At 32.0% G+C, this 15,250-nt stretch carries 18 protein-coding genes and 2 pseudogenes; 18 read left to right on the top strand and 2 right to left on the bottom strand.

Annotated elements, in window-relative coordinates:
* The first annotated feature begins 244 nt into the window (after nt 1-244).
* The 14 genes and pseudogenes from KPL55_RS16170 to KPL55_RS16105 all read left to right on the top strand — a co-directional run bounded on the left by KPL55_RS16170 (nt 245) and on the right by KPL55_RS16105 (nt 9,967).
* A complete protein-coding gene (locus KPL55_RS16170) occupies nt 245-820 on the top strand; it encodes a GNAT family N-acetyltransferase (protein WP_216307777.1) in 576 nt (191 codons plus the stop codon).
* A 28-nt stretch (nt 821-848) separates the two neighbouring features.
* Nucleotides 849-1,340 carry a cupin domain-containing protein gene (locus KPL55_RS16165; protein WP_216307776.1) on the top strand — a complete coding sequence of 164 codons (492 nt, stop codon included), beginning with the start codon at nt 849-851 and terminating at the stop codon, nt 1,338-1,340.
* Nucleotides 1,341-1,362: 22 nt separating this feature from the next.
* Nucleotides 1,363-2,362 (top strand): annotated as a pseudogene (locus KPL55_RS16160) (phosphoribosylaminoimidazolecarboxamide formyltransferase).
* A 100-nt stretch (nt 2,363-2,462) separates the two neighbouring features.
* Complete coding sequence (locus KPL55_RS16155; protein ID WP_216307775.1) at nt 2,463-2,918, top strand: GNAT family N-acetyltransferase; 456 nt, start codon at nt 2,463-2,465, stop codon at nt 2,916-2,918.
* Nucleotides 2,919-2,950: 32 nt separating this feature from the next.
* Complete coding sequence (locus tag KPL55_RS16150) at nt 2,951-3,445, top strand: GNAT family N-acetyltransferase (RefSeq protein WP_216307774.1); 495 nt, start codon at nt 2,951-2,953, stop codon at nt 3,443-3,445.
* A gap of 19 nt (nt 3,446-3,464) precedes the next feature.
* A complete protein-coding gene (locus KPL55_RS16145; RefSeq protein WP_216307773.1) occupies nt 3,465-3,857 on the top strand; it encodes an ACT domain-containing protein in 393 nt (130 codons plus the stop codon).
* A gap of 50 nt (nt 3,858-3,907) precedes the next feature.
* Nucleotides 3,908-4,069 (top strand): hypothetical protein, encoded by a 162-nt coding sequence (locus tag KPL55_RS16140; RefSeq protein ID WP_216307772.1) that lies wholly within the window; start codon nt 3,908-3,910, stop codon nt 4,067-4,069.
* 213 nt (nt 4,070-4,282) lie between these two features.
* Nucleotides 4,283-4,963 (top strand): HD domain-containing protein, encoded by a 681-nt coding sequence (locus tag KPL55_RS16135; protein ID WP_216307771.1) that lies wholly within the window; start codon nt 4,283-4,285, stop codon nt 4,961-4,963.
* A 42-nt stretch (nt 4,964-5,005) separates the two neighbouring features.
* Nucleotides 5,006-6,046, top strand: coding sequence for a gluzincin family metallopeptidase (locus KPL55_RS16130; RefSeq protein WP_216307770.1), 1,041 nt, complete (start codon nt 5,006-5,008; stop codon nt 6,044-6,046).
* Between the two features lie 54 nt (nt 6,047-6,100).
* Complete coding sequence (locus KPL55_RS16125) at nt 6,101-6,775, top strand: M3 family metallopeptidase (RefSeq protein WP_216307769.1); 675 nt, start codon at nt 6,101-6,103, stop codon at nt 6,773-6,775.
* A 54-nt stretch (nt 6,776-6,829) separates the two neighbouring features.
* Nucleotides 6,830-7,363: a signal peptidase I gene (lepB, locus tag KPL55_RS16120; RefSeq protein WP_216307768.1), complete on the top strand. Its 534-nt coding sequence runs from the start codon at nt 6,830-6,832 to the stop codon at nt 7,361-7,363.
* A gap of 168 nt (nt 7,364-7,531) precedes the next feature.
* Entirely contained in the window at nt 7,532-7,699 is a 168-nt protein-coding gene (locus tag KPL55_RS16115; RefSeq protein WP_216307767.1) for a hypothetical protein, read from the top strand.
* A gap of 325 nt (nt 7,700-8,024) precedes the next feature.
* Nucleotides 8,025-8,288 carry a hypothetical protein gene (locus KPL55_RS16110; protein WP_216307766.1) on the top strand — a complete coding sequence of 88 codons (264 nt, stop codon included), beginning with the start codon at nt 8,025-8,027 and terminating at the stop codon, nt 8,286-8,288.
* A gap of 449 nt (nt 8,289-8,737) precedes the next feature.
* Nucleotides 8,738-9,967, top strand: coding sequence for an L-lactate MFS transporter (locus KPL55_RS16105; RefSeq protein ID WP_216307765.1), 1,230 nt, complete (start codon nt 8,738-8,740; stop codon nt 9,965-9,967).
* Nucleotides 9,968-10,235: 268 nt separating this feature from the next.
* Here the strand turns inward: KPL55_RS16105 and KPL55_RS26595 are convergent, their stop codons facing one another.
* Both KPL55_RS26595 and KPL55_RS16095 read right to left on the bottom strand, forming a co-directional pair.
* On the bottom strand, nt 10,236-10,328 hold the full coding sequence (locus tag KPL55_RS26595; protein WP_216307764.1) for a helix-turn-helix domain-containing protein: 93 nt from the start codon (nt 10,326-10,328) through the stop codon (nt 10,236-10,238).
* An 11-nt stretch (nt 10,329-10,339) separates the two neighbouring features.
* Nucleotides 10,340-11,344: a sigma-54 interaction domain-containing protein gene (locus KPL55_RS16095; protein ID WP_312887320.1), complete on the bottom strand. Its 1,005-nt coding sequence runs from the start codon at nt 11,342-11,344 to the stop codon at nt 10,340-10,342.
* Nucleotides 11,345-11,540: 196 nt separating this feature from the next.
* Here KPL55_RS16095 and KPL55_RS16090 point away from each other — a divergent pair, with 196 nt between their 5' ends.
* The 4 genes and pseudogenes from KPL55_RS16090 to KPL55_RS16075 form a co-directional block, all read left to right on the top strand.
* A complete protein-coding gene (locus KPL55_RS16090; RefSeq protein WP_216307763.1) occupies nt 11,541-12,224 on the top strand; it encodes an N-acetylmuramoyl-L-alanine amidase in 684 nt (227 codons plus the stop codon).
* A 272-nt stretch (nt 12,225-12,496) separates the two neighbouring features.
* Nucleotides 12,497-13,537 carry a collagen-like protein gene (locus KPL55_RS16085; RefSeq protein ID WP_216307762.1) on the top strand — a complete coding sequence of 347 codons (1,041 nt, stop codon included), beginning with the start codon at nt 12,497-12,499 and terminating at the stop codon, nt 13,535-13,537.
* 264 nt (nt 13,538-13,801) lie between these two features.
* A complete protein-coding gene (locus tag KPL55_RS26065; protein WP_246599559.1) occupies nt 13,802-14,920 on the top strand; it encodes a collagen-like protein in 1,119 nt (372 codons plus the stop codon).
* Nucleotides 14,921-15,052: 132 nt separating this feature from the next.
* A pseudogene (locus KPL55_RS16075) lies at nt 15,053-15,250 on the top strand (hypothetical protein); the annotation flags it as partial.

Here is a 15,250-nt window from a genome sequence, read left to right as displayed (position 1 = left end):
GTATAGAGGATTTTTTATACCAGAGTTATATAACTATAGTAAGTAAAACATTAGAAATATTTTATTAAATCATTTTTAGTGATAAGAAGTATTTATTTATAAAAGAAATCAGAATTATAGAGGATTATAGATACATTTGTGGAAATTATAACTAATATTATAGAGGGGCAGAAAGAATTTTTAATTATGGATCCTGAGGGGGATTTATTAATATTCGCTCAGGGTTTAGGGGAAGGAGATGCAAATGGATAGAGTTGAAATAACTGTAGAAACAAAGAAAAAGTTAAATAATAATGAGTACATTATAGAAAAGGGAACAATGAAGGATATAGATGAATTAGAAAATTTATATGATGACTTAAATGAATATTTAGAAACAGGTACGAATTATCCAGGTTGGGCAAAGAGTATATATCCAATTAGAGAAACTGCTGATTGTGGCGTTAAATGTGATAATCTATTCGTTTTAAAAATTAATGGTAAAATAGCAGGTTCTATAATACTAAATCATGAGCCAGAAACAGCATACTCTCAAGTAGATTGGGGAATAGAAGCGGAATCCAAAGACAGTATTGTGATACATACACTTGTAGTTAATCCAGAGTATTTGGGGACTGGTGTTGGACGGGAATTAATGGACTTTGCTAAAACATACAGTATAACGCAAAAAATGAAAACAATTCGTTTGGATGTTTCTATTCATAATAAACCAGCAATCTCATTGTATGAAAAGTGTGGATATAAATATGTAGGAACTGTTGATTTAGGATTAAATATTCCTGAATTAGTTTGGTTTAAACTTTATGAAATAGTTTTATAGAATCATTAAGAGGGAGGTGTAATGTGAAATGGCAAAAATATTTAATGAAGAGAATATTTCTTTTGTACTTAAACAATCACCTATTCCAGAATTTTCTTGGCATACAAGTCACAAATTATCAGAAATAGCAAATTCTAAATATCTTAAATTCGAGGTAAGATCACTTGATCCAGGCAAATATTCATATCCATACCATTTTCATAGAAATGCTGAGGAGACATTTGTAATATTATCTGGAAAAGCTACACTACGAACACCAGAAGGTTTTACCCAATTAAAAGAAGGCGATATCGTTTTTTTTGAAATTGGCCCCAAAGGTGCACATCAACTTTATAACAATAACGAGTTACCGTGCAGATTTCTTGATATGAGTACAGATATGGGGCTAGATGTTTGCGAATATCCCGATTCTGGGAAGATAAATATTTTGCCTTATGAAGAAGTATACCAAAACAATGAAAAAGTTGATTATTATAAAGGTGAAGAGAATGTAAAAGAAAAATGGACGCTGAATGAATAGAAGAAATAAAGGAGGAATTAAAATGTGTAAAAAATTAGTCGATTTAAAATATGGATGTAATCCAAATCAAAAACCTGCAAAGATATATTCAAAAGAAGGTGAATTACCTTTTAAAATATTAAACGGTAATCCTGGATATATAAATTTTCTTGACGCATAGAGCTAGAGGTGCTGATAGAATTTCATCATATGGAGATTTTATAGCTTTGAGTGATACAGTTGATGTTTCCACAGCAAAATTAATAAGCAAGGAAGTTTCTGATGGAGTAATTGCGCCGGACTATAGCGATGAGGCACTAGAAATTCTTAAGAAAAAGAAAAAAGGAAATTATAATATAATTCAAATCGATCCTAATTATGAACCGTTGGATGTAGAAAGAAGGAGCGTCTATGGTATTACTTTTGAGCAAAAAAGAAATGATGTATTGCCAAGTTATACTATGCTTGAAAATATTGTAACAAATAATAAGGAAATACCTAGCTATGCAAAAATAGATCTTATTCTTTCTATGGTAACGTTAAAATATACTCAATCGAATTCAGTTTGTTTAACATATAATGGACAAGTTATTGGTTGTGGAGCGGGTCAGCAGTCTCGTATACATTGTACAAGATTAGCAGCAAACAAAGCGAAGAATTGGTATTTAAGACAACATCCAGCAGTTATTGGGTTAGTTTTTAAAAAAGGGATATCAAGGACTACACGTGACAATGCAATTGACCAATATCTTATGGATGATGTATCACCTAAGGAAATGAATGATTTGAAGAATATATTTGAGCAGATTCCTCAAAAGCTAACGGTTGATGAAAAAAGACAGTGGATGACTGGGTTAACCAATGTATCACTAGGTTCAGATGGCTTTTTCCCGTTTAGTGATAATATTGACAGAGCGGCGCAAATTGGAGTGAAATATATTATCCAACCTGGGAATTCAAAAAGGGACGATGTTGTAATAAAGGCATGCAACGAGTATGGAATAGTAATGGCATTTTCAAATATACGATTGTTTCATCATTAGAAAACTTTATATATATTATTCAAAGTATAGTTATTATAGGAAGTATATTATTGTTTGAATACATATTTAAATGGAATTAACCTTAAATAAGGAGGATTTTATGAATATCTGCTTAGTTGAGAAAGACATAAAAGAACTTGAACTTATAAAGCCGTTATGGGAACAACTTAATTCAGTTCATATCGATAAATCAATTTATTTTAAAAATAAATATGAGCAATTTACATTTGGTAAAAGAATGGAAGCTGTTTATGAGAAATCAAAAAAGGGTATTATAAAAATAGCTATGCTTTTAGACATAGATAATGAAAACTATATAGGCTATTGTTTAAGTTCAATTGAAGATAATTTAGGATCAATAGAATCTATATATATTGAAAGTAATTATCGTAAGTTTAGATTAGGTGACAAGCTTATGAAGAATGCTCTAAATTGGTTTGAATCAAATAAAACAGCGGATATAACAATTAATGTAGTTTATTCAAATGATGAGGTTTTACTATTTTATGAGTGTTATGGTTTCCATATTGGAAATTATATATTAAAAAGAAACTAATAATAAATAAAAATAATATATAAGGGGAACGGATGGATAATTTAAAAATAAGAAGATTTAATAATGATGACGCAGTAACAGTATCAAATTTAATTTGTAGAAATTTCTTCGAAGTTAACATAAAGGATTATTCCAAAGTAGAGATGGAGTCTTTAGCAGAGATTTATAGTCCAGGCAAAGTGAATATGGTAGCTGGTTATGCACATATGTATGTTGTCTGTATAGATAAGAAAATTGTTGGTTGTGGTTCTATTTCAAGTTTTTGGGGAAGCAAAGATGAAAGTATCCTTTTAACAATATTTGTTTTACCTGAATTACAGGGTAAAGGTATAGGGCGAGCAATAATAGGAAAATTGGAGCAGGATGAATACTTTTTAAGAGCGAAAAGGATTGAAATTCCATCATCAATTACTGCTCGTAAATTTTATAGAAAAATGGCATATGATTATAAGGATGGAATTGAAAAATTGGATGATGAAGGACATTATAGATTAGAAAAATTTAGAATTCTTGAACTCTTAAAATAAGGAAGGGTGGAAATAAAACATGTCAGAAAGAATATTAACAATGGAATTATTAAAAGAAAAATATGGAGTTTGTAGGTTAGATAAAAATGAGTTAATTCCAGAATGGTCAAAAGACAGCGACTTTTTTTCTATAACAAAAACATTAGATGAAATATCAATTGTGTGTTCGCAAGATAACATTCCGGGGGATGTAAAGTGTGAAAAAAATTGGAGGGTTTTAAAAGTAGATGGGCCATTGGACTTTACATTGGTTGGAATTCTTTCTTCAATAACTAATGTATTAGCACAGCAAGGAATAAGCATATTTGCTATCTCTACATATGATACAGACTATATTCTTGTAAAAGATAAAGATGTAGATAATGCGGTAGGGTCATTATGTAGTGCAGGATATGAAGTGATAAAATGTTAAAGCTTTTCTGAGGGGTTTTTTACGTTTTGACAATGGAGGTATGTTAATTTATGAGTGATTTTACATCAGCAATAAAATTAATGGAAATACAGTTGGGACATGATGTAGAAATTCCACTTACTACATGTTCTAATGGGTCTGCAAGTGTGCGAATTGTAAATGGATATTATAGTGAGGGTGTCATGAGTTACATATTAACGAAGACGATTTAAATTGTTGCATTTTAAAAATCAGTCTCACTGAAGCTATTGTTTTTAGTGAAGAATCAAAATATGTGATTGACTATATTAATAAGGTGGCAACTAGAACTCCTATGAAAGCAGATGTTATCTATTAGTAAAATATTTCCATATTTGCATAGATATCAATGAAGATTGAATCATAAGCATTTAAACAATGGTAGTTAAATGAGGAGGGAAATATTAATGGATACAGATACAAAACATAAAAAAATCATAGAAATTGTTAAAGATAAATTAACTTGTTCAGCTCATAATTTAGATCATGTATTTAGGGTGTATAAGCTTTGTTTGTCGCTTTCAAAATATGAGAAAAATGTTGATTTAGAAATTCTTATTCCAGCAGCATTGTTACATGATATAGCAAGGGTAGAAGAGAGTGAAGATAAAACTGGTAAAATTGATCATGCTGTTTTGGGTAGTAAAATTGCAGAGGGGATATTAAGAAAATTAAAATATGAGGACGACAAAATTGAGAAAATAATGCACTGCATTGTATCACATAGATTTAGAACTGGGAATTTTCCTAATACAATTGAGGCGAAAATACTTTTCGATTCAGATAAACTTGATGTTATTGGCGCCAGTGGGATTGCTCGTACTTTTATGTTAGCAGGACAATTTGGACAAAGATTAACAGTAAATGAATCACCTAATATTAATGGCTATTTAAATACCAATACTGTTGAAAATGGGAGAATAAAAGATGTTTCAAAACATACACCTTTTATTGAATACGAAATAAAGTTTAAAAGAATTCCAGATAAACTGTATACAAAAAAAGCAAAAGAAATAGGAATAAAAAGATTGGAATTTATGGGAGAATATTTTGAGAGATTGAAGTCAGAGATAGAGGGAATCGAATAAACAGTATATATACAAGGAGTTTAAAAAAAGGGGGTGTTATCAATGGAATTAACATGGAATTTAGATGTACTTTATATATCCTTTAACTCTGAAAAATTTAAAAGTGATGAGGAGATTCTTAATAAGCATATAGCAAATTTAAATGATTGGGCTATAAAAAATCTAAAGGATACACATAACGCTGCTTCTAAAATTCAAGAGTTTTTGAAGCTTTATAATGAATATAAAAGCTTATATTGTTGTTTATATTCTTATGCTGAGTTAACTTCATGTTCAGATAGCTCAAATATACAAGCAATGAATGTTTTAGATGATATTGAGGATAATGATTCATCGGCTACAGAGAGCTTTGTAAAGTTTAACAAATGGCTTAAGTCTTTAAATAATATAGAAGCATTAATAGAATCATCACCAGAACTTATTGAATATGGGTTTTATATTAAAGAACTTCTTTCACAGTCAAAATATTTATTGGGTGAAAATGAAGAATCATTAATCTCAAAAATGCAAATCACAGGCTCAAAGGCATGGCAAAGACTTTATATGGAGCTCACATCTACCTTATTAATGGATATAGACATTGACGGTGAATCAAAGAAAATATCACTTTCAGAGCTAAGAAATATGGCATATGAAGAAAATGAATCTTTAAGGAAAATAGCTTATTATGCTGAAGTCGATGCATGCAAAAGCATATCAAAATCATCAGCAGCGTGTTTAAACGGAATTAGTGGGGAAGCACTTACTATTTATGATATGAGAGGATATAAATCTCCTTTGGAAAAAGTCCTTTTGGAATCAAGAATGGATTTTGAAACTTTAAATACTATGTTATTAGCTGTAAAAGAAAGCCTGCCAATGTTTCATAAATATTATAATAAGAAATCACAGATACTAGGCCATAAAGAAAGCCTTCCATTTTATGATATTTTTGCACCAACGGGTGATGCTAATACAAAAATATCATATTTAGATGCCAGAGATTTAATTGTATCAAGTTTTAAAACTTTCAGTCAAGAACTTGCGAATTTTGCAGAAAAAGTCTTTGACAAGAGATGGATTGATGCTGAGCTAAGAACTTGAAAAGGGAATTATGGATTAACGATTGATATTTTTCCAATAGAAGAAAGTAGAATTATGACCAATTTTACTGGCAATTTTAGTGATGTTGTTGTTCTTGCCCATGAAATTGGACATGCTTATCATAGCTATTGTCTTAGAAATGAAAAGATGATAAATACGGACTATCCATCGCCTATTGCAGAAACAGCTTCAATTTTTTGTGAAACCATAGTAAACAATGCATTACTTAGTATTTTACCAAGAGATCAAGGTTTATCAATTTTAGAGAAAAGCATTTCAGATATGGGTTATTATATTGTTGATTTCTATGCTAGGTATAATTTTGAAATCAAATTATTTGAAAGAAGAAAATCAGGTCAATTGTCTGTCGAAGAGTTAAATGAATTAATGATTAATTGTATGACAGAAGCCTATGGTGATAGTATTGATTATAAAACAATTCATCCATATATGTGGATGAATAAAGTTGGATATTTTATGGCAGGAGATGAATTCTTGAATTTCCCATATTCATTTGGGGTTTTATTTTCTAAGGGGCTTTATGCTGAATATATCAAAAAAGGAGAAGAGTTTGTATCCCAATATAATGATTTTTTGAGTGCTTCAAGTAAAAATAATATTTTTGATATTGCAAAAACAATTGATATAGATGTTCACTCAATAGATTTTTGGGAAAATGCATTAAATCTTATTCAAAATGACATTGAGGAATTTATTAAAAGATCATAGAATAGTAATTTTAATATCAATTACTTATAGTAAAATTAGGAAGAAGATGATGAGTTGAACTACAAAAAAATACTTAGTGATTGGGTATTTCCAATTGTGGCAGCAGTAATTATAGCAACATTAATAAGACTATTATTATTTTACCAAATTAAAGTTCCATCTGAATCAATGTACCCTACTATAAAGATAGGTGATAAAATAGTAGTTACAAGAGTTTATAATAAGGCGAAGTTAAAAAGAGGAGATTTAATAGTTTTTAAATCTGATGAATTAAAATTAACATTGATAAAGAGATTGATAGGTGTACCAGGTGATGAAGTTATTATAAAAGATAAGGGTCAAGTTTTTATTAATGGGATCGCAATTCAAGAGCCATACGTAGTAAATAAGGAGGATTTAGATATAAAATTTAAGGTACCCCAAAATAAGTATTTGTTTTTTGGAGATAATAGAGCTAGTTCAAATGATGCAAGAAGATGGGAAAATCCATATATAGATAGTAAAGATATAAAAGGGAAAGCACGGTTTGTTACATATCCAATTAAGAGATTTGGAAAATTTGTAATTGGAAAAGATGCACTTAATTAGCTCATTATTAAAACTAGGAGTAATTTAATCCTAAACAAGCTAGCGTAGCAAATTAGATAATAAGGGTATATGAAGTACAGCAAATATGATACAATTGTCGCAAATGATTAGTGCTGAAGGAACAGATATCAAGAGTATAAATTAAATACTTACATCGGAGGAAACATTATGAAAAAGTACTATTATTATTTATTACAGCTAATCTGGTACTGCTTGATTAGTTTTATAGCATTAACATACTGGAGAAAATTAGGATTTGGATTTGCAGTGGTTTGTTTCATTGTCCTGTATGTAGGGGATAAATTAATAACAAAATATTTTAAGCCGAAAAATTAGAAAAAATTAAATTGTATAATAATTTAAAAAGCCTGTATTTAGTATTAATAGTCTAAATACAGGCTTTTATTGTGTTTAATATAATTGTATTAGATATAAAATTTATTACTGTTGTCTCTATTTTTTCTGTGCCACAAGCATAAAAAAATTAAATTACTTCTAAAAATAAAGAAATTAGGATATAATAATTACAGAACGTATGTTCTAAAATTAAAAAAGCAAGGTTATTATGAGTAGATTAATATTTTCATATTGATGTTAATTTAGCGTACTGGATTCGGTAATATTATATCTAGGTGATATTTAGAGGAGGGATAAGTAGAAGATGAAGGTTCTAGCTCAACCAATAGAAATGGTTTCTTACACAGATAATAAAGGTGGAATAAATCCTATCAGGTTTAGATTGCAAGTAGATAATGATCCTATGCAAGTTATAAAAATTGATAAAGTTATAACAAAAGGGGTTGAGAAATTTGAAGGTAACATTATGATTGTTTATAAGTGTCAAAGCTTAATTGATGATGTTGTAAAATTATTTGAGATTAAGTATGAAATTGCAACTTGTAAATGGATATTATATAAAATTTAGCACTAAAGTATGAATAATAAAAAGATGGCAGGCATAAGAGATATCTAGTGCATGTCATTTTTGCAACCTAGAATTCATAGAATTGTAAACATAGTGGACAGTATTTACAACTTATAGGTAAAAAATTGCATTATGTTCCTCGTGCAGAGCATATTTAAGACTCTTATATGATAAATGTTCATATTTTGTACATTATCTGTATAATTTTAAAAATATATAGAATGATTTCTCAAATAAATTAGCATGATTTGAAATTTTATTAAAGCCTATTGTATGGCGGAGTAGAAGGTGACAACAGAGAATGTCTTATGAGGTAAATATTGGCATAAATATTGCTTGTATATAATTATAAATGAAAGCATTTTAGTGTATTTAATTAAAAAGGAGGAAATGTTCACCATATTATATTTTACAAAGGTAATAAAAAACGTAGAAAGGATGTAATAACAATGAAACAAAGCAAAACAAATCGTTGGATAGTACTACTAGCAAGTATTTTCATGAATTTATGTATTGGTTCTGCTTATGCCTGGAGTGTATTCCAAAAACCTTTAATAGAAATATTTGGATGGCAAACTACACAAGCATCTCTTGCGTTTACGCTTAACCTATGTTTGGTACCTTTTGCAATGATTGTAGCTGGAAGAATTCAGGATAAAAGTGGACCAAAGAAGGTAACATTAGTAGGCGGATTGATTTTTGGAGCAGGAATAATATTATCTGGATTTACAAGGTCATTAACGGCTCTTTATCTTACTTATGGAGTATTAGGTGGATTTGGAATAGGTACAGTTTATGCATGTACAGTTGGAAATACTGTAAAATGGTTTCCAGATAAACGAGGACTAGCTGGAGGACTTGTAGCGGCCGGATTTGGTTCTGGGGCAGTTGTATTTGCGCCAATATCTGTTTCTTTAATTGAAAAATTAGGAGTGCTTTCGACATTTAAATTATTAGGATTTGTTTTTATGGTAGGTATCGTTGCATGTTCATTTGTTATAAAGGCTCCAGAAGCAGGATGGAAACCAGAAGGCTGGAGGCCAAAGGCATTAAGCCCAGCAGCAACAGTAACTGTTGATATTACTCCTGGTAAAATGGTGAAAGATGCTAAGTTTTATGTCTTATGGATTATGTATACAATTGGATGTATTTCAGGACTAATGATCATAGGCCACGCGTCCCCAATAGCTCAAGAAAAAATCGGATTAACACCTCAAGTAGCAGCAGTAATAGTAAGTGTATTAGCATTTGCAAACAGCGGTGGAAGAATATTCTGGGGATCAGTTTCTGATAAAATTGGAAGATATAACGCAATTTTATGTATGTATATTTTAAGTAGTGGAATGCTTATTTTGTTGTCTGGAGCAAAAACCACTGGCGTCTTTGTTGTAGCAGTATGTGGTATAGCGTTAAGTTTTGGAGGGTTTATGGGTATATTTCCATCGGTAACAGCAGATAATTTTGGATCTAAAAATATAGGTGTGAATTATGGAGTGATGTTTACGGCATTTGGTTTGGCAGCATTTGTTGGGCCTAGACTTGCAGCTATGGTGAAAGAGTCAAGCGGTGGAGAATATGGAGCAGCATTCCTAATAGTTGCTATTATGAATATTGTAGGTATTATTTTTACATTTGTTATTAAAAAACTATTAAAGAAACAAAGTGTATTAAAACAATAGCACAAGGATTTGAAGATAAAATTGTTATTAATTTTAGATTTGGTATGCCTACAGAGGCAGCAAATTTTATTCCACAGGGGGTCTTCCTTGAGGAAGTACTAAGTTGTACTGATGTAGAATTAATTATACCTGAGAATGTGGTGACTAAGAAGATTTAGATAAATAATTATTTAAAAAAAGTAAATTAAAAACCAAATCATTAATAATTTTAATTATTAATGATTTGGTTTCTGTTGTGTTAAATTAGAGATAGATTGACATAAATATCTTATAGATTATAAAGTTTGATCTTTTGATAAAGACTTGTTCTGCTTATATCAAGTTTATTTGCGACTCTTAATTTATTCCCATTAAACTCCACTAAGGCCGCTTTTATTGCTTTTTTTCTATCTCTTTATACATATCCTTTAATGTACCATAAATTTTAATTGGAACAGTTTTTACATTGTTAATCGCTGGATTAGTTAATAGTAGCTTTGTCATATAAAATGGAAGATGAATAATTTCAATAATTGATTCTTTATCAACAAGATTTAACGCTCTTTCTATTGAATTTTCCAGTTCACGAATATTACCAGGCCAATCATATAATGATAATACCATTATCGCCTCATCTGATATATTAGTTACAGGTATACCCATTTCTAATGATATTTTTTTCATTAAGTACTTAGCAAGGGAGGGAATATCATCTCTTCTTTCTCGTAAAGAAGGGACACGTATATTTATAACATTTAGCCTGTAATATAAGTCTTCTCTAAAAGTTTTTTGTTTAATCATTTCCTCAAGATTTTTGTTAGTAGCAGCTATTATTCTCACATCTATTTTCTGGCTTCTAATGGAGCCAATTCTTTCAATCTCTTTCTCTTGTATAACTCTGAGAAGTTTTACCTGCATTGAAAGCGGAAGGTCACCAATTTCATCTAGAAAGATAGTACTTCTATTAGCAAGCTCAAATTTTCCAGGTTTACCATTTTTTTTAGCTCCCGTAAAGGCTCCAGATTCATAGCCGAAAAGCTCTGATTCAAACAGTTCTGATGGTATAGAACCACAGTTTATTTTAATTATAGGTGAGTGTTTTCTGTCACTTTCATTGTGAATAGCATGAGCAAAAAGTTCTTTCCCTGTACCGCTTTCACCAAGGAGAAGAACATTAGATTTTGATGAACTAACTTTAAGTGCCATATGCTTAGCTTTCTTTATGGCTTGGCTTTCACCTACTATATTATTAAATGTATATTTTCCACAAAAAACTTTTGGAAGTTCTTTTTTATAAGAGTTAAGATGATTTTCTGTATGCTGTGCATTATTATTATTATTATTGTTATTGGAAGAATTAAATTCATTTAAAAAATTATCTTTTTTGATAGGTATCACATAGTCACCTCGCTTTTGAATAAATCAATGTATAACAAATTATTTCTTTATTTCATAATATTATTAAACATAAGGAATTAGAAGGCATAAAAAATATTCTAAATGAAAGGCTAGTGTTTTTTATGAATAAAATATCGCTCATAATTTTAGGAATTCATATATATTAATTGGAAACGAAAATGGAGGTGTGATTAACATGGCTAGATTATGTTTTGATTATGGACATGGAGGACAAGATGGTGGGGCTTGTTATAAGGGTAGAAAAGAAAGCAATGATGTACTAAGTTTAGGAAAGGCTGTAGCAGTAGAGGTTAGAAGACATGGAATTACTGTAAATGAAACAAGAACTGGAGATAGCACAGTTGGCCTTGGGGAAAGAAGTAAGTTTGAAAATAAAAATGCCTATAATTATTTTATATCATTTCATAGAAATGCTTTTGAAGCAGAGAAAGCTAAAGGTGTTGAAACGTATACTTATTTAAATGCAGGAGTTAAAGCTAAAGAATTAGCAAAACGAGTGCAATGTGGTCTTGTAGCATTGGGTTTTGTAGACAGAGGGGTAAAGTCGGCTAATTTTCATGTGTTAAGAGAAACCAAAGCGCCAGCAGTGCTTATTGAACTTGGTTTCATAGATAATACGGGGGATAATAGTTTATTTCATCAAAAGAAGAATGAAATTATAAAGGCATTAGCAAAATCAATTTTGGAAGTCTTAGGAGTTATATATGTGGAAACATTAATACCAAAACAAGCACAAAATGGACAAACCATTTATAGGGTTATGCAAGGATCATATACAGTAAAAGAAAATGCTGAAAATCAAGTTCTAAAGTTAAGGGAAATGGGAATTGATGCAACGATTATAGTAATAGATAAGTAGATGTGCTTAAGCTTTATGAGAGATTTATAGTGAACATGAATTGAAAAATATAAATATACAGTATATGAAAACACCTGATATATAGTTTTAATAACTATTTATTGGGTGTTTATATTTGCATTTTATAGGATTAAATAAATTACAAACTCCCAAATTATATTTGTAATAAAGTATCAACAAATTAACAGGGATATTAATTATGTAGCAATACACCTTTATGTGAATAAAATAGAGTAGCAGTATATAAAATGAAAACTGCTAGGAGGTTAAGTATGCATAAAGATGAATTTAATTATATTAATCAGTTAGATTATATTGAAGCTAAGAAGAAATATTATTGGAGTGCTAATCATAGGAGCGAATCTTATGACTATTGCGGTAGAGATAAAGATGATTGTAATTCACAATGTGACTGCGATAATGATTGCTGCAAATCACCATGTAAAGTCTGTCCCATTTGCCCTACTGGAGCTACAGGAAGTACTGGGGCTACAGGAAGTACTGGAGCTACAGGTTCAGGTACAGGAGTAACAGGAGCAACTGGGGTTACTGGTCCAACCGGTCCAACAGGAGCAACGGGAGACATTGGTGCCACTGGAGTTACTGGCCCAGGTACTGGTGCTACCGGAGCAACGGGAGTAACAGGAAATACTGGAGTTACAGGTCCAGGGGTTGGACCGACTGGTCCTACAGGAGCAACAGGACCTGCTGGTCCTACAGGAGCAACAGGACCTGCTGGAGCTGACGGAGTCAATGGAGCAACAGGAGCTGCTGGAGCAACTGGCCCTACAGGAGCTACTGGTCCTGCTGGAGCTGACGGAGCCGATGGAGCAACTGGCCCTACAGGAGCTACTGGTGCTGGTGGAAGTGGAACAACAGGAGCAACAGGACCTGCTGGATCACTGGCATCAGTATTCGGATATATCTATAATGAAGGCGCTCATGTTGTACCTTTAGAAACGGATATAATCTTTGATAGTAACGGAATACTTTCAAATGTTGCTCATGTTCCTGGAACATCTCAAGTGGTTATTCTTATTGCTGGTATTTATTTTGTATCGTTTATTGTGTCAAGTGTGGAACCAAATCAGTTTACCGTATATCTAAATGCTGCACCAGTTGTTGGAGGTACTTTTGGTTCTGGCGCTGGAACTCAACAAAACCCAGGAGGCGTAATTCTTACTGCTGGTGTCGGTGATGTGATAACTTTAAGAAATCATACTAGCGCAGCGGCAGTTACCCTACAAACACTGGCAGGTGGTACTCAAGTTAACTCAAATGCTTCAATTACGCTTTTCTTAATAGGTGTATGACAAATTAATTAAGTTCACTTAAGTAGTGATTTAAATACAACAGGATTACTATTGTAATACCTATATTTTTAAACATTAGGTATACAGACTAATCAAAATATTATAAAGGTAATAAGCATAGTACCAAAGGTATTAGCTAATTACATTTATAGTTTCACAACACTAAATAATAGTTTTAAACCAAATTTATATGTAGCAGTCTAATTTTAGTAGAATATCATATACAAGCGGCTATATATAATGTAACTGCTAGGAGGTTAAATTATGAAAAAAAATGAAAATTATGAAAGAGATTATATTGAAGGTAAAAAGAATTATTATTGGCATGCACCTGATGAACGTGACTCTGAATACTATTATAGTAAAGAGCGTAACTCAAATAAATGTGACAGAGATAATTGCAACACGAAATGTGAATGCGATAAACAATGTTGTAATGATTGTGAGAAACCGCATTGTAAAGTATGCCCAACAGGAGCAACAGGTCCAACTGGAGCAACAGGACCAACAGGTCCAACCGGAGCAACGGGAGCCACTGGAGCAACAGGACCAACAGGTCCAACCGGAGCAACGGGAGCCACTGGAGCAACAGGTCCAACAGGTCCAACTGGAGCAACTGGTGATCCAGGAATAACAGGAGCAACAGGTGACACCGGAGCAACTGGAGTAACGGGACCAGGAACAGGAGCAACAGGTCCAACTGGTCCAACTGGGGCGACAGGTGATACCGGGGCGACAGGAGTAACAGGTTCAACTGGGGCAACAGGTGACACAGGGGCAACCGGAGCAATAGGTCCAACAGGTCCAACTGGGGCAACAGGTGACACAGGGGCAACCGGAGTAACAGGTCCAACTGGAGCTACAGGCGACACAGGAGCCACAGGAGCCACAGGAGCTACTGGTGTAACTGGAGCAACAGGCGACACAGGAGCCACTGGATTAAGCGGTGCACCTGGTTTTACAACTCAGCTTAGAGGATTGCAGGTTCAGCTACAAGATCCGGATACAGTATCTGTTGGTCCTGGAGCACCAGTCATATTTGATACAGTTATAAATGATTTATCAGCATTTCTTTCTTATAATGCTGGAACAGGTGAGATAACAATTTCACAAACAGGAGTATTTTATATTAATTGGTGGGTATCTACAGATGGTATAGGTGGTGGTGCGGATATAGTAATTACATTCTCAATTACTACTTCTCAGGGTGATGATATACAAGCGTCAACCCCTCTCCAAACTGGACCAATTAGTGGAAATGCCTTAATTGAGGTTCTTGCAAGTCCAGTAACCTTACAACTTGTAAATGTAACTGATGGTACAATAGGCTTTGGTGCAACTCCAATTAGAGCAGATTTAACAATTATTAATGTAACATTTTAATTTTGACCCATAGACGAATGAGTCATATTCGTCTATGGGCCTTTATTATCATGTGATTTTCATTGATTAAATTTATAGCATAATATAAATGAGCAATAAGACTTAAAGTTATGAACACAAGGAGGAAATAAATTGGACACGATAGGACTTCAAATTCAAAGACAATTAGCTGGATCAGTAAATACAAATTCTAATGTAATATTTGAAACGGTTGTTAATAGTTATGGAGCTGTTGTTTATAACTCATTAACTGGTGAAATAGTAATAAATAAAGCAGGAAGATATTTTATCAATTGGTGGGTAGCAACTCAGTCATCTATAGGAGCAAGT

It is taken from the genome of Clostridium lacusfryxellense (assembly GCF_018861735.1).
GTDB lineage: Bacteria > Bacillota > Clostridia > Clostridiales > Clostridiaceae > Clostridium_AD > Clostridium_AD lacusfryxellense.
This window is presented reverse-complemented; position numbering and strand designations above follow the sequence as displayed.

Excerpts from the sequence above, each read along its gene's own strand:
- KPL55_RS16135 (WP_216307771.1), top strand. The coding sequence starts at position 4,283 with ATGGATACAGATACAAAACATAAAAAAATCATAGAAATTGTTAAAGAT.
- KPL55_RS26065 (WP_246599559.1), top strand. The coding sequence starts at position 13,802 with ATGAAAAAAAATGAAAATTATGAAAGAGATTATATTGAAGGTAAAAAG.
- KPL55_RS16130 (WP_216307770.1), top strand. The coding sequence starts at position 5,006 with ATGGAATTAACATGGAATTTAGATGTACTTTATATATCCTTTAACTCT.
- KPL55_RS16145 (WP_216307773.1), top strand. The coding sequence starts at position 3,465 with ATGTCAGAAAGAATATTAACAATGGAATTATTAAAAGAAAAATATGGA.
- KPL55_RS16085 (WP_216307762.1), top strand. The coding sequence starts at position 12,497 with ATGCATAAAGATGAATTTAATTATATTAATCAGTTAGATTATATTGAA.
- KPL55_RS16115 (WP_216307767.1), top strand. The coding sequence starts at position 7,532 with ATGAAAAAGTACTATTATTATTTATTACAGCTAATCTGGTACTGCTTG.
- KPL55_RS16090 (WP_216307763.1), top strand. The coding sequence starts at position 11,541 with ATGGCTAGATTATGTTTTGATTATGGACATGGAGGACAAGATGGTGGG.
- KPL55_RS16125 (WP_216307769.1), top strand. The coding sequence starts at position 6,101 with ATGACCAATTTTACTGGCAATTTTAGTGATGTTGTTGTTCTTGCCCAT.
- KPL55_RS16150 (WP_216307774.1), top strand. The coding sequence starts at position 2,951 with ATGGATAATTTAAAAATAAGAAGATTTAATAATGATGACGCAGTAACA.
- KPL55_RS16165 (WP_216307776.1), top strand. The coding sequence starts at position 849 with ATGGCAAAAATATTTAATGAAGAGAATATTTCTTTTGTACTTAAACAA.
- KPL55_RS16110 (WP_216307766.1), top strand. The coding sequence starts at position 8,025 with ATGAAGGTTCTAGCTCAACCAATAGAAATGGTTTCTTACACAGATAAT.
- KPL55_RS16155 (WP_216307775.1), top strand. The coding sequence starts at position 2,463 with ATGAATATCTGCTTAGTTGAGAAAGACATAAAAGAACTTGAACTTATA.
- KPL55_RS16170 (WP_216307777.1), top strand. The coding sequence starts at position 245 with ATGGATAGAGTTGAAATAACTGTAGAAACAAAGAAAAAGTTAAATAAT.
- KPL55_RS16105 (WP_216307765.1), top strand. The coding sequence starts at position 8,738 with ATGAAACAAAGCAAAACAAATCGTTGGATAGTACTACTAGCAAGTATT.
- KPL55_RS16140 (WP_216307772.1), top strand. The coding sequence starts at position 3,908 with ATGAGTGATTTTACATCAGCAATAAAATTAATGGAAATACAGTTGGGA.